This is a genomic window from Agrobacterium salinitolerans, from assembly GCF_027498475.1.
Classification (GTDB): Bacteria; Pseudomonadota; Alphaproteobacteria; order Rhizobiales; family Rhizobiaceae; genus Agrobacterium; species Agrobacterium salinitolerans.
In genome coordinates, this window is sequence record NZ_JAPZLN010000004.1 from 455,888 (window position 1) to 468,408 (window position 12,521).

The 12,521-nt window shown below is 59.4% G+C and carries 11 protein-coding genes and 1 tRNA gene; 4 read left to right on the forward strand and 8 right to left on the reverse strand.

Features of this window, described 5'->3' with window-relative positions:
- Nucleotides 1-321 precede the first annotated feature (321 nt).
- Nucleotides 322-543, forward strand: a complete 222-nt coding sequence (locus O9X91_RS17305) for a hypothetical protein (protein WP_161596368.1) — start codon at nucleotides 322-324, stop codon at nucleotides 541-543.
- A gap of 638 nt (nucleotides 544-1,181) precedes the next feature.
- Here the strand turns inward: O9X91_RS17305 and O9X91_RS17310 are convergent.
- Together O9X91_RS17310 and O9X91_RS17315 are read right to left on the reverse strand one after the other, a co-directional pair.
- Nucleotides 1,182-1,255, reverse strand: a tRNA-Gln gene (locus O9X91_RS17310).
- 121 nt (nucleotides 1,256-1,376) lie between these two features.
- Nucleotides 1,377-1,814, reverse strand: a complete 438-nt coding sequence (locus O9X91_RS17315; RefSeq protein WP_077984743.1) for an Lrp/AsnC family transcriptional regulator — start codon at nucleotides 1,812-1,814, stop codon at nucleotides 1,377-1,379.
- 129 nt (nucleotides 1,815-1,943) lie between these two features.
- On the opposite strand from O9X91_RS17315, the gene rocF reads away from it, so the two are divergent.
- Nucleotides 1,944-2,864 (forward strand): arginase, encoded by a 921-nt coding sequence (gene rocF / locus O9X91_RS17320; protein WP_077984744.1) that lies wholly within the window; start codon nucleotides 1,944-1,946, stop codon nucleotides 2,862-2,864.
- Nucleotides 2,865-2,877: 13 nt separating this feature from the next.
- Entirely contained in the window at nucleotides 2,878-3,933 is a 1,056-nt protein-coding gene (locus tag O9X91_RS17325) for an ornithine cyclodeaminase (RefSeq protein ID WP_077984848.1), read from the forward strand.
- A gap of 20 nt (nucleotides 3,934-3,953) precedes the next feature.
- Here the strand turns inward: O9X91_RS17325 and O9X91_RS17330 are convergent, their stop codons facing one another.
- The 5 genes from O9X91_RS17330 to O9X91_RS17350 form a co-directional block, all read right to left on the reverse strand.
- On the reverse strand, nucleotides 3,954-4,838 hold the full coding sequence (locus O9X91_RS17330) for a DMT family transporter (RefSeq protein ID WP_137412541.1): 885 nt from the start codon (nucleotides 4,836-4,838) through the stop codon (nucleotides 3,954-3,956).
- Nucleotides 4,839-5,233: 395 nt separating this feature from the next.
- Nucleotides 5,234-6,226, reverse strand: a complete 993-nt coding sequence (gene iolG / locus O9X91_RS17335; RefSeq protein WP_269833306.1) for an inositol 2-dehydrogenase — start codon at nucleotides 6,224-6,226, stop codon at nucleotides 5,234-5,236.
- 213 nt (nucleotides 6,227-6,439) lie between these two features.
- The gene (locus O9X91_RS17340; protein ID WP_142913383.1) at nucleotides 6,440-7,690 is read right to left on the reverse strand and encodes an adenylate/guanylate cyclase domain-containing protein; all 1,251 of its coding nucleotides are present in this window, start codon (nucleotides 7,688-7,690) and stop codon (nucleotides 6,440-6,442) included.
- A gap of 230 nt (nucleotides 7,691-7,920) precedes the next feature.
- Complete coding sequence (locus O9X91_RS17345) at nucleotides 7,921-8,151, reverse strand: helix-turn-helix domain-containing protein (RefSeq protein ID WP_003522093.1); 231 nt, start codon at nucleotides 8,149-8,151, stop codon at nucleotides 7,921-7,923.
- A gap of 251 nt (nucleotides 8,152-8,402) precedes the next feature.
- Nucleotides 8,403-9,512 (reverse strand): RHE_PE00001 family protein, encoded by a 1,110-nt coding sequence (locus tag O9X91_RS17350; protein ID WP_077984748.1) that lies wholly within the window; start codon nucleotides 9,510-9,512, stop codon nucleotides 8,403-8,405.
- A gap of 291 nt (nucleotides 9,513-9,803) precedes the next feature.
- Between O9X91_RS17350 and O9X91_RS17355 the strand changes: the two genes are divergently transcribed.
- Nucleotides 9,804-11,108 carry an MFS transporter gene (locus tag O9X91_RS17355; protein ID WP_269826974.1) on the forward strand — a complete coding sequence of 435 codons (1,305 nt, stop codon included), beginning with the start codon at nucleotides 9,804-9,806 and terminating at the stop codon, nucleotides 11,106-11,108.
- Between the two features lie 62 nt (nucleotides 11,109-11,170).
- Here O9X91_RS17355 and O9X91_RS17360 read toward each other — a convergent pair whose 3' ends face one another.
- Complete coding sequence (locus tag O9X91_RS17360) at nucleotides 11,171-12,508, reverse strand: sensor histidine kinase (RefSeq protein ID WP_269833304.1); 1,338 nt, start codon at nucleotides 12,506-12,508, stop codon at nucleotides 11,171-11,173.
- Nucleotides 12,509-12,521: the final 13 nt, after the last annotated feature.

Below are 12,521 nucleotides of genomic sequence, written 5' to 3' on the forward strand. Positions count from 1 at the left end.
TCCAGCGGCCCTTGAGGAGTGAAAATCATGCAGGTATCGCGCCCGGTACACCTTCCGGTACACGTCGGGGTATCGCCCGAGCAGTCGAATCAGACTCCGTCTGCAAAGCCCAAAGGCAGGGGCCCTGGTCCCTACCTCGCCAAATCAGGGTCCGTTTACATCTTCCAGGTCAAGCTACCAAAGACGAGCGGCGGCACACGTGCTATTCCTCCGTTGCGGCTCAGCCTCGGCGCCTGCTCCCACAGGCGTGCCAGGCTGTTAGCCGACCTTCTGGCGGCGAAGGTCAGATTGATGTTCGATGAGATGAGGCACGGTAGAGGCATGCAAGATGACGACGACGGCGAGATGCGGGCTCTTGAAGCCGTCATCGAGATGAAAGGCGCGCTGAAGGCCTATCTCCGGATGATCGACCGCTCGGACGCGCCGATCCCTATTGGCGAACTGCAGGCGTCCGCGACCTCGTCAGCCTCAATAGGGGACTGGAGTAGCAGGCCCGCGGCGAGCCGTTCAACGAACTTGTTGTCGGCCATTCAGAGATTCTGAAGCAGTCCGCCCTCGCAAAACTCTCTGCGTCGTCCGCGCTCTCGGAGGCTGTGTCGAAACAGGCCCCGACCATTCCCCAGTCTACGGCATCGTCGTTGCCGCAACGGGAGACGGATAAAGGACACGCACCTCCTCAGCCCCTGCCGGATGACGAAGGCACCCGTCGCGATGCTCATGGGAGGCTCATTCCGGCCTTCGAGCTGGATCGACGAACGGTTAAGCGTCCGAAGTCGCCTCAGCCGGCACTGACCGATGTGATCCCGACATATATCACCGCGCGACGCCTCGGAGGCGGAGCTAACATCGAACGCGATCTTTCGACAGCACAGAGTCGCCTCGCGTTGTTCATCGAACTGATTGGCGACCGCCCCGTTGACACGTACCGGGACCGCAGTTGATGAGAGCGGCCGGGACGCGTGGCCGCCAATAGAAGATGTTTCCGCGGCGGATCAGATTCTCGACTTCGTGGCGCACGGCCATGACGAATGCCCTGTCTTTGCCCGCAGCTTCGTCCCTCGCGCTTGAACGGCGTGGGCATCACCTCTGGGCACCAGTTTTGGGCATCAGGTCGCCGATGATGCCAAAACACTATCCGGCACGACTGGAAAATCAAGGAATTCAGGGCTTTTAGGGAGAATTGGCTGGGGAACCTGGATTCGAACCAAGATCGACGGAGTCAGAGTCCGCTGTTCTACCATTGAACTATTCCCCAAAAGCCTTAAAGCGCGTGGCGCGTTCGCTTTGGTGGGTCGTCATATAGATGATTTATTCCGGGGCGCAAGTCGAAAAAATCGAAAAATGCGTTTTATCCCTGTTTTGCGTTTGCCCGTGGCTCAGAGCCGTGCGCGGGTGGAACGCGGGGTGGAGAGCAAGAGGCTGGTCTCACTGCCGGTAATGCCGGGCACCAAGCGGATGCGGCGCAGTACCGCGTCGAAATCGCTGAGCGTGGCGGCGTTGAGTTCCACGATAAGATCCCAGCGGCCGTTGGTGCTGTGAATTTCGGAGATTTCCGGAAAACCGCCGAGTGTGCGGATGACGCGGTCCGTCACATGGCCTTCAATTTCGATCATCATGATGCCGCGGATTGCAGCCTCCACGGCGTCGGCACGCAGGATGACGGTATAGCCGATGATCGTGCCGTCGTTTTCCATTCTTTCGATGCGCGAGCGCACCGTCGCGCGCGAGGTTCCCGTCTCGATTGCGAGATCGGAAATGCTGCGCCTGCCATTGTGGCGCAGAAGGGTTATGAGCCGCTCGTCGAGATTGTCCATATGACCAATTCGCTAAATCAATTTTACCACATCGATAGCTTATTTCGATAATATTGCCAATATTTGATGTTCATTTCGCCGGATCGCTGTGGTGAACTTGGGCTTGTTGGCAGGAAAGTGAGGACGGGAATGGAAATCAGGCTTGTTGGTGCGCCGTTGCAGATCGGGGCCGGGCAACTGGGATGCGAAATGGGGCCGAGCGCCTATCGCGTTGCGGGGCTTGCCTATGCTCTCGAAGAACTGGGGCATCGCGTTGTCGATACCGGCAATGTGACGCCGGCGACCTTCCGCGAATTTAACCATCCCAATCCCGCCGTGCATCATCTGCCTGAAACCGTGGCCTGGACCGAGGCGCTGACGGAGGCTGCCTATCGTGAGAGCGCGGATGCCGTACCGATCTTTCTCGGCGGCGACCATGCGATTTCCGCAGGGACGGTCGCCGGCATGGCGCGCCGGGTGGCTGAAAAGGGCCGTCCGTTTTTTGTGCTCTGGCTCGACGCCCATACCGATTATCACACGCTGGAGACGACGCGCAGCGGCAATCTGCACGGTACGCCGGTTGCCTATTTCAGCGGGCGAAAGGGTTTTGACGGTTATTTCCCGCCGCTTTCCCATGCGGTGCCTGAGGAAAATATCGGCATGATCGGCATCCGCAGCGTTGATCCGGCCGAAAGGGCCGCTTTGGAAAAAAGCGGCATCACCGTTCACGATATGCGCTCGATTGACGAGCACGGTGTTGCCGTCCTGCTGCGCGAATTCCTCGCTCGGGTTCAGGCGGCGAACGGGCTTTTGCATGTCAGTCTGGATGTCGATTTTCTCGAGCCCTCCATCGCGCCCGCCGTCGGCACCACGGTTCCGGGCGGCGCGACGTTCCGTGAGGCGCATCTCGTGATGGAAATGCTGCATGATAGCGGGCTGGTCTGTAGTCTCGATCTCGTGGAACTCAACCCGTTTCTCGACGAGCGCGGCAGAACCGCGACGCTGATGGTGGATCTCGCCGCCAGCCTGCTGGGCAAGCGGGTCATGGACCGCCCGACGCGGGCCGGCTGAAAGGGGTGATATGATGACCGTGATACCGAACCTCAATATCGTCCCCTTCGTCAGCGTCGATCACATGATGAAACTTGTGCTGCGCGTGGGCATCGATACGTTTCTGCGCGAACTTGCGGGGGTGGTGGAAGAGGATTTCCGCCGCTGGGAAAGCTTCGACAAGACGCCGCGCATTGCCTCACATTCGAAGGAAGGTGTCATTGAACTGATGCCCACCAGCGATGGCACGCTTTACGGCTTCAAATATGTCAACGGCCATCCGAAGAACATGAAGGAAGGCCGCCAGACGGTGACGGCTTTCGGCGTGCTTTCCGATGTCGGCAATGGTTATCCGCTGCTGCTGACCGAGATGACCATCCTGACGGCGCTGCGAACCGCCGCCACCTCCGCTGTTGCCGCAAAATATCTCGCCCGCAAGAACTCCCGCTCCATGGCCATCATCGGCAATGGCGCACAGAGCGAATTCCAGGCGCGCGCCTTCAAGGCTATCCTCGGCATAGACACGCTGCGGCTATTCGATATCGACCCTTCCGCCAGCGAAAAATGCGCCCGCAATCTCGCCGGGCAGGGTTTTGCCATCAAGATTTGTGAAAGCTCGCAGGAAGCGGTCGAAGGGGCGGATATCATCACGACAGTCACCGCCGACAAGCAATATGCGACGATCCTGACCGACAACATGGTCGGGCCCGGCATTCACATCAACGCCGTGGGCGGCGATTGCCCCGGCAAGACGGAGTTGCACCGGGACATTCTGCTGCGATCGGATATCTTTGTGGAATATCCGCCGCAGACGCGCATTGAAGGTGAAATCCAGCAATTGCCGGCGGATTATCCCGTCACCGAGCTTTGGCAGGTCATATCGGGTGAAAAGCAGGGGCGGGCAAGCGACCGGCAGATCACGCTGTTCGACAGCGTCGGCTTCGCGACGGAAGATTTTTCGGCGCTGCGTTACGTGCGCTCAAAGCTGCCATCCACCGGGCTTTATACCGAGCTGGATCTGCTGGCCGACCCGGATGAACCACGTGACCTGTTTGGGATGCTGTTGCGGTGTGAGGCGGCCCTCGTCTAGGGATTTCCAGCGCTGGCCGTCTATTTCGTTTCCCGGCGGTTCCTGCGGGCAACCACATGCTCCCGCCAGATGGTGAAGAGGCCGGCGGCGATAACAATCGCCGCACCGATGACCATGTTGGGCGTCACCACTTCCCCATAGACGGTGACGCCGATGATGGAGACGAGCACCAGCTGGTAATAGGAAAAGGGCTGCACGGAGGCCGCATCCGCCAGTTCGAACGCCTTTATCAGGCAATAATGGCCGCTCATGCCGGTAATGCAAAGCGCCAGCATCCAGCCCCAATCCTGCGGAGCGAGGTTGACCCAATAAAACGGGCCGACCAGCGTCAGGGCCGCCGCGCCGGCCACGCCGGTGTAGAAGAAGCTGGTCATCGCTGAATCGCTCTTGCTGCCAAGGCGGGTCAGGACGCTGTAGAGCGCCAACATGAAGGCGGCCACGAAGGTGATGATGAGCTTGTTATCAAAACCGTCGCCCTCCGGCTTGAGAATGACGAGAACGCCGATGAAGCCGACAAAAATGGCGCTCCAGCGCCGCCAGCCCACATGTTCTCCCAGCAAAGGCATGGACAGCGCCGCAACGATCAGCGGCGCGGAGGCGAGGATGGAATGGCTGTGCGCCAGCCCGACGACGGCGAAGGAGAAGATGGAAAAAACGATCTGTACGGCAAGAAGCACGCCACGGCCGATCTGCAGCCAAGGGCGGTTGGCCATGACGGCGCCCCTGATGCCGCCGGCGGATTTTGCAGCCATCAGCAGAACAAAAACGGCAAAGGCCCAATATCGCAGCATGGCGATAAAAACCGGCGGATAGGCGCTGCCCAGATGTTTCGATATGCCATCTTGCGCCGCAAAGATCGTGAAGGCGACAAGCGCATAAAGAAAGCCGGTTCTGGGTGATGGCATAAGAAAACCGCTATCCGACTGCCGTCGGCAAAAGAGTATTCGGGATGAATGAGGTGGGTGTCGGCCATATTTTATGACGGCACCTTGTCAGACAACCTTATTTTCCGAATAGCTGCCATGCAAGTGTGGAAGCTGCGTTTTCAAGGGTCGATTGCTGGAATGTAGCTTTGCGGTGCTTTCCCCTGTGCTTGTCACAGGGTTCCAGCCAGTCCAAGTCCTTGGACTGAAAGGAGTCTCTCCCGCCGCGCAGACGCGCGTCGCCCTGCAGGTCGACGTGGAGCTCGGATGATGTTAGCCTGCTGCCGAGGGCTTTGGGACAGGCGCGGCTGTCCGCCGTCAACGATTGCCCGGCGGACAGAAGGTTCAGCAAGACGCTCAGCGTCCCGGTTGTGGCTTCAGCCGATCGTCACGGCCGTCTTCGAGGTCGCGGATTTCAGCGCGGCGTCGGCCAGTTTCAGCGCGATCAGACCGTCCTTGATGGAGGGTGACGGTGCGACATTGTTTTCGATGCTGTCGATAAAGGCGGTGATTTCCGCAGCATAGGCCGCCGTGTAACGCGTCATGAAGAAATCATGCAGCGGCGGGCGGGTGTAACCTTCCGCATTGGCGATTTCGATGGAAACCGGGCGCTGGTTTTCGGCAGCCGCCGAGCCTTCCGAACCGTGCACTTCGATGCGCTGATCATAACCATAGGTGGCGCGGCGGGAATTCGAAATGATCGCCTGCCTGCCGCTTTTCGTGGTCAGGATGATGCTGGCGCTGTCGAAGTCACCCAGCGCACCGATCTGCGGATTGACAAGAACGGAACCGGTGGCGAACACGGTTTCCACTTCCTCGCCGAGCAGGAAGCGGGCCATGTCGAAATCATGAATGGTCATGTCGCGGAAAATGCCACCGGAGACCTTGATATAGTCGGCCGGCGGCGGGCCGGGGTCGCGGCTGGTGATGGTGACCATTTCCACCTTGCCGATGCGACCATCGTCGATTGCCTTGTGGACGGCCTGGAAATGCGGGTCGAAACGGCGGTTGAAACCGAGCATCACCTTCGCACCGGTTTCCTCGACCACCTTGGCGCAGGCTTCCGCGCGGGCGACATCGAGATCGACGGGCTTTTCGCAGAAGATCGCCTTGCCGGCGCGGGCGAAACGCTCGATCAGGTCGGCATGGGTGTTGGTCGGGGTGCAGATGATGACGGCGTCGATCGTCTTGTCGGCCAGAACCTCATCGATCGTGCTGACCTTGCACTGCGCTTCGCGGGCGATTGCTTCCGCAGCGCCGGCCATGGCATCGACAACGGCCGCCAGCTGCGCACGGCTGTCGGTGGTGATCGCCTTGGCGTGGACCTTGCCGATCCGTCCAGCGCCGAGCAGCGCCAATTTCGTAACCATCTTTCCTCCGGTTTCTCACACCCATCCCTCACTCCCGGAAGGACAGAATATGAATACAAGCAATGTTTCGATATGGAATATATGTTCTATTTTGCTAGATCGACATCGCAGATGTGTCAAGCGTTTTGACGATGATCCAGGGGGCCGAAATCACGCCTTCAGGAAGATGGTGCGGCGCGGATGGCTGGTGTCGAGAAAAGCCCCGCGCAACAATCAATCAGCCGAAGCTGTCAGGGCCGTATTATGTGGCAGGGCGTATACCTCAACGGGGGTTTCGAGGCCGCGCAACAGCCATGGGCCGAGATTTTCCAGTTTTCCCTGATATCCGGCGGTGCGCACGAATTCTTCTGAGAAAAGCACATTGCGCCCGGTCTCCTTGGTCAGCGTTTCCAGCCGTGACGCGATATTGACGGCAGGGCCGATGACGGTGAAATCGAGGCGGGTTTTCGAGCCGATATTGCCATACATGACATCGCCGACATGCACGCCGATGCCGTAGCCGAGAGGATCGTGTCCCTTGCGGCGATTGATCTCATTCAGCGCAACGAGGCTCTTCTGCGCGCTGGCAATGGCTTTCAGCAGGTTTTCGCAGGCCTGCGGGTCGCTGAGCGGGAAAATCGCCAGCAGCCCGTCGCCCATGAATTTCAGGATTTCGCCACCGAATTCCTCGATGGGATCGCACATGGCGTCGAAATAACCGTTCAGAAGCTCGATGACATCGTCGCGCGGCCAAAGGTCGGAAATATGGGTGAAATTGCGCAGGTCGCAGATCAGGATCGCCGCACCCACCGTCATACCGCTGCCGCGTGTCGTTGCGCCGTTGAGGATTTTTTCGCCCGCATGCGGCCCCACATAGGTTTCCAGAAGGGTGCGCGTCATGCGGTTCTTCAGACGTATTTCGCTGACGAGCGCCAGTGCCGGAAGCAGGTTTTTCAGGGCGAGGATTTCGCTGTCGGAAAAACCGCCGGGCCGGTCGCTGGAGAATGTGGCGACATGGCGCTTGCCGAAGGTATGCTCGATCGGCCAGGCGCAATAATCCGTCAGCCCCTCGGCCCGCAGGTCTTCGTAGATCGTATAGCCGGGCTCATCGATGTCTTCTCCGTTCAGCCGGTGGCGGACTTCGGTGGCGCCCTGATGAATGTCGTTGATGGGGCTATTGAGATATTCAGGCGTATTTTCAGATCCGTAGCCATAGGTGGCGATCTCGGCGGAGGACAGGCCGGCTTTCCACAGAATGCGCGCGCCAAGCCATTGCGGATGGCGAATGCGGAAAGCGAGCACGCCCCGCGCCACGGAAACTCCGCTCTCCCGAAGCCTGTTGCAGAGTTCGACGAATATCTCGTCGATAAAGCGTTCGTCCTTGGTGCCCGTGATCAGCCAGTCAAGAATTTCCGTCTTCTCCGCCGGCCACAATTCATCCAGTGCTGAAGAAACCCGTTCTTCGGTGTCGAGACTTAGTGTCATGGCAGGATTCCGGAGGTTGTTGCTGCTCTCGCGCAAGCGGGGCACATGTCGCAAAAGCGAAACATGGTCGCTCGCGAACCCCATGTGGTGCCGGATAACGAAAATGTTAAGAGAGGAGCGCGGAAAATGTTCCGGAAGGGATTGGCTTAATCAGGCCACGCGCGCCGCCCGGATGTTCCCGGGAACATCGTCCCCGGCGGCGCTGAGATTTTTAATGATCGCCAGGTGGATCAGATAACGGTTTCAACGGGAATATGAAGTGCTGCGGCAACGCGTCTGATGCGCAGCGGATCGCTGTCCGTGCCGTCTTCCAGCGCGCGTATTTCGCTGGTGGTCAGGCCGCAGGTCACGGCAAGCTGTTCGACCGTATATCCGGCGAGATTGCGTGCGGTGAGGACCTTTTTGGCAAATGGAGCATCGGTTTCGTGATCGGAATCGGGTTGTGAGATTGAAATTGTCATTATTGCATCTCCCTCAGAATGGACACTTAAATGCGGGCGGCACAGAAAAGTTGCCGGGGCCAAATGCGACCGCGTTGCCGGAGAAGAATATCGGTGCTGCAACGCAGCGAGGAACATAGCGGCTTCATCGACCTACGCAATAGTTAAATTTTGTTAAGATTCGTGATCGCCGCATTCCTGCGGCACGCCCTGCCCGAAAATGGCCGAAAATCCCACGTTTTCAGGGCTCTTGCGAGGACGGGCGGCTTTCGCTACAGCATGCCCCAGGCGCGAAACCGGCCACGGCCGGTCACTTCCCGCAATTCCAGTTGGTTGGCGAGGCCTATAGCGCCCTGCGGCGTGGTGCCGAGTTCCTTGACAATCATCGCCGCCGAAACCACCGGTCGAGAGACGACAAGCTCCACCAGTTCCGGCAGGCGAGAGGAAGAGCGTCGGCCGGCCAGTTTGCGCATCATGCGTTCTCGCGCATGGGTCAGGCGGTCATGTTCCTTCATGCCGGCCTGCGCCGCTTCGTAAAAGCTGTCGAGAAGTGCGGCAATCCGCTGCGTCTGGTTTCGGGCGTGCCGGCGCTCCCGTGGGATCGCACGCAGACCGGCGCTCAGGGCCGGCAGGTGAGCGGGTGTGACGGCGCCGTCGCGCAGAAAGGCGGAGACCAGAAGTCGGCCGAGCCAGGGGCTGCGTTGCAACACCTCGATCATGTTCCACGCGTCGAGCAGGATGGCGGTGCGAAGGATTGCCGGCAGTTCTTCCGTGCGCGCAAGGACAGCCCACCATTCTTTCAACCGTTCGTCTTCGTCCCAGTCGGGTTCGTTGATGATCGCATGGCTTTCCTCCCTGTGCATTGGCTGAAGCGCGCCTCCGGTGGTGATCGCATCGAGCGTTGCGGCGCTTCGCGCCAGCAGCGCGTCCAGCTCGGAAAAAGCGCCGTCCAGCGATGTTTCCTCCTCTGCGTCGGCATCTTCATCGCGGGAATGGTCGAGTGTTTGCCGTGGAGGTGCTGGCTCTTCGGCAAGCGCGGCCCTGCCGCGTAGCCTAGAAAGGCCCGGCGCGGTAAAGGCCCAGCCGGAGGCATTGGAAAAGATCAGCCGTCGCGAGCGGAGAATCCGGTGCGCCGCCGTCATTTCATGGGTTGGCGCGCGCACATCCATATGGGCGTCATGCAGCACGAGATCTTCCATGTGAACGAGTTCGCCATCCACCCACATGGATGAAATGGCATCGGTGAAATCCTGTCTTTCGATGAAGCCCTGTTTCATCGGTGACCGGTCGATCCGCTCGTCCAGCCGCGCCAGCGCCTCGCCGGCGCGGGCGGCGGCAATGAGGAGCTTCTCGATCTGTACGTCCGATATATCGTAAATCATTGATATTTTTTAGTTTGAGCACGGGCGGCTTACAAGGCGGATCACAATCGGGCACCTCCGCTTTCGCGGTTTTCACCCAAAATCCCGACGAAAAGCCGTGTGGTTACAGAAATGGCGCGACGAGGGTTTTGCTCGCCCTTGCTGTTTTTTCGTCAATATTGCGGCGCGGTATAAACTTGCGCACTGCAATATGGCGGGTATATACCCCCACCGAGAGCGACAAATTATCACACCTTCCGTTCGCCCTTCCATCTCCAGACGAAGATGAATTGGAGTTTACCCGTGAATATTATGGCAAATGGTCCCGCCACCGCGCCGGATCAGAAAACCCGTTTGAAATCCATCATCGGCGGATCGGCGGGCAATCTCGTCGAATGGTACGACTGGTATGTCTATTCGGCCTTCACCCTTTATTTTGCGCCGGTGTTTTTCCCTTCCGGAAACCAGACCGCCGAGCTTCTGAGTGCAGCCGCCGTTTTCGCAGTCGGATTTCTGATGCGGCCCATCGGGGCCTGGTTCATGGGCACCTATGCCGACCGCAAGGGCCGCAAGGCCGGCCTGACCTTATCTGTCACGCTGATGTGTCTCGGTTCGCTGCTGATCGCGATTACGCCCGGCCACGAGGCGATCGGCATTGCCGCGCCGGCCATTCTGGTTTTCGCAAGGCTTCTGCAGGGTATCAGCGTCGGCGGTGAATATGGGGCGAGCGCGACCTATCTCAGCGAAATGGCCGGCAAGAACCGCCGTGGTTTCTTCTCCAGTTTCCAGTATGTGACGCTCATTTCCGGTCAGCTTCTGGCGCTGGCGGTGCTTCTGGTGTTGCAGCGGATCCTGACGCCGGAACAACTCGGCTCCTGGGGCTGGCGCATTCCCTTCTTCATCGGCGGCCTTCTGGCGATTGCGGTATTTTATATCCGCCGCGGCCTTGTCGAGACGCAGTCCTTCGAAAATGCCAAGACCGGTGCTGTCGACAAGCCGAAGTCCAGCGGATGGGCGCTGTTCAAGCACTATCCAAGGGAAGCGCTGATGGTCATGGCGCTCACCTCTGGCGGCACGCTCGCCTTTTACGCCTATACGACCTATCTGCAGAAATTCCTCGTCAACACCTCCGGCTTCAGCAAGGAAAGCGCCACGGAGATCACCACGGCGGCGCTCTTCGTCTTCATGCTGTGCCAGCCGCTCGCCGGCGCGCTGTCCGACAAGATCGGCCGCAAACCGCTGATGGTCGGCTTCGGTATTCTCGGAACGCTGTGCACCTATGCGATCTTCAGCACGCTTTCGACGACGACCGATCCCATCATGGCTTTCGCCCTCGTTCTGGTCGGTCTGTTGATCGTTACCGGCTATACTTCCATCAATGCGGTGGTGAAGGCGGAAATGTTCCCTGCCCATATCCGCGCGCTTGGCGTGGCTCTGCCCTATGCGCTGGCGAACACCATATTCGGCGGAACGGCGGAATTCGTGGCCCTGAAGTTCAAGCAAATCGGCCACGAAAGCTGGTTCTTCTGGTATGTGACGATCATGATCGCTCTGTCGCTGGTGGTTTATGTGAAGATGCGCGACACGCGCGATCACAGCCATATTCACGAGGATTGAGCGACCCGCATCCAGACCGGCAAAAGTCCCGCCCTTCCGGCGGGGCTTGTTCTTTTCTGCAGTCAGGCGGGTTCGACAGGAAGGACGATACGGGCCTCAAAACCATCCTGCCGGCCCGGCGCCGGAGAGGAAAGCAGCAGCTTTCCGCCGGCTTGCTCCACGAGGCTTTTGACGATGGCCAGACCAAGCCCGGTTCCGTCCGCCGTGGTCTGGCCCCTGGTAAAACGCGTCGTCAGCTTGGGTAAGAGCCCCCCATCGATAGCCGCCCCGGAGTTGACGATGTGGATCGTGCCGTCTGCTTCGGCGACGACCTGCACCGGGCTTTCCGCCGGACTGTGGATCAGCGCGTTTTCGAGAAGGTTGCGAATGATGATGCCGAAGGCATCCGCGCCGATCCTGCAGGGTAAACCGCCGTCGCGGCGATTGTTGAAACGGATGCGCGACGTTCCGATTGTCGTTCTGCTCATGTCATCGATCACGAGTTCGAGCACGGGGATGACGTCGCTCGTTTTATCGGTGACCCCGATCTTTGCTTCAGCGCGCGACATCTGAAGCAGTTTTTCGGCCAGGTGGGCGAGATGCTGCAGGGATTTTTCGATGTTCTCCACACGCGGCGCAAGCTCCGGCGGAATGTCTGCATGCAGCCGCTGCGCCTGCGCCAGCGCGCCGGCAATCGGCGTGCGCAATTCATGGGCGCTGTTGGCGGTGAATTCCCGTTCCGCATCGATTGCCGATCGCAATCGTCCGAGCAGCAGATTGACCGAACGGGCAATGGGATGCAGTTCGCCCGGAAATGGTTGCGTCGGCAGCGGCGCGAGATTGCCGCCGTCCTTTTTGCCGATATCGTCGCGCAGGGTCTGTATCGGTCGCAGCGTTCTGCGCACCACCACAATGACGGCAAAAATGCTGGCGGGAATGAGGATGAGAACGGGGAGAAGCAGCGCGGCGCCCGCCTCTTCGATCGCCTCGCGGCGATTGGCGAAGGCGTCGGCGACCTGCAGGAAATAATTGTCGTCCGGCGAAGCGATCGTGAAGATACGTTGCGACGATGTCTCTGAAAAACCGGGATCGAGCGGTACCTCGAAAGGTTCCGTCGAACTGTCATGTGAATGCAGCACGACTTGCCCTTCACGGTCGCGAACCTGGTAGGTCAGATATTCCGCCCCCTCCGCCGGCTTGTTGAGTTTCTGCGCGGCGGGCGCGGTATTGTTTTCGCGAAGATCGTCCAGCAAAAGCGGCAGAAGCCTTTCTGAAGTCTCCTCAAGGCCCGCGTCGAAAATCTCGGCGAACTCATCCTGCATCACCATGACGCCCAGCGCGCAGGCAAGTAGCCAGGATATGGCGACAACGCTGGTCAGCGCCGTCACGAGCTTGCGGGTCATGCTGGTCGGTCTGGCCATTTCTGCCTGCTTG

Coding starts and splice junctions, on each gene's coding strand:
- O9X91_RS17315 (WP_077984743.1), bottom strand. CDS start 1,814: ATGGACAATCTCGACGAGCGGCTCATAACCCTTCTGCGCCACAATGGC.
- O9X91_RS17340 (WP_142913383.1), bottom strand. CDS start 7,690: ATGACACTAAGTCTCGACACCGAAGAACGGGTTTCTTCAGCACTGGAT.
- O9X91_RS17345 (WP_003522093.1), bottom strand. CDS start 8,151: ATGACAATTTCAATCTCACAACCCGATTCCGATCACGAAACCGATGCT.
- O9X91_RS17305 (WP_161596368.1), top strand. CDS start 322: ATGCAAGATGACGACGACGGCGAGATGCGGGCTCTTGAAGCCGTCATC.
- O9X91_RS17360 (WP_269833304.1), bottom strand. CDS start 12,508: ATGGCCAGACCGACCAGCATGACCCGCAAGCTCGTGACGGCGCTGACC.
- rocF (WP_077984744.1), top strand. CDS start 1,944: ATGGAAATCAGGCTTGTTGGTGCGCCGTTGCAGATCGGGGCCGGGCAA.
- O9X91_RS17350 (WP_077984748.1), bottom strand. CDS start 9,512: ATGATTTACGATATATCGGACGTACAGATCGAGAAGCTCCTCATTGCC.
- iolG (WP_269833306.1), bottom strand. CDS start 6,226: ATGGTTACGAAATTGGCGCTGCTCGGCGCTGGACGGATCGGCAAGGTC.
- O9X91_RS17325 (WP_077984848.1), top strand. CDS start 2,878: ATGACCGTGATACCGAACCTCAATATCGTCCCCTTCGTCAGCGTCGAT.
- O9X91_RS17330 (WP_137412541.1), bottom strand. CDS start 4,838: ATGCCATCACCCAGAACCGGCTTTCTTTATGCGCTTGTCGCCTTCACG.
- O9X91_RS17355 (WP_269826974.1), top strand. CDS start 9,804: ATGGCAAATGGTCCCGCCACCGCGCCGGATCAGAAAACCCGTTTGAAA.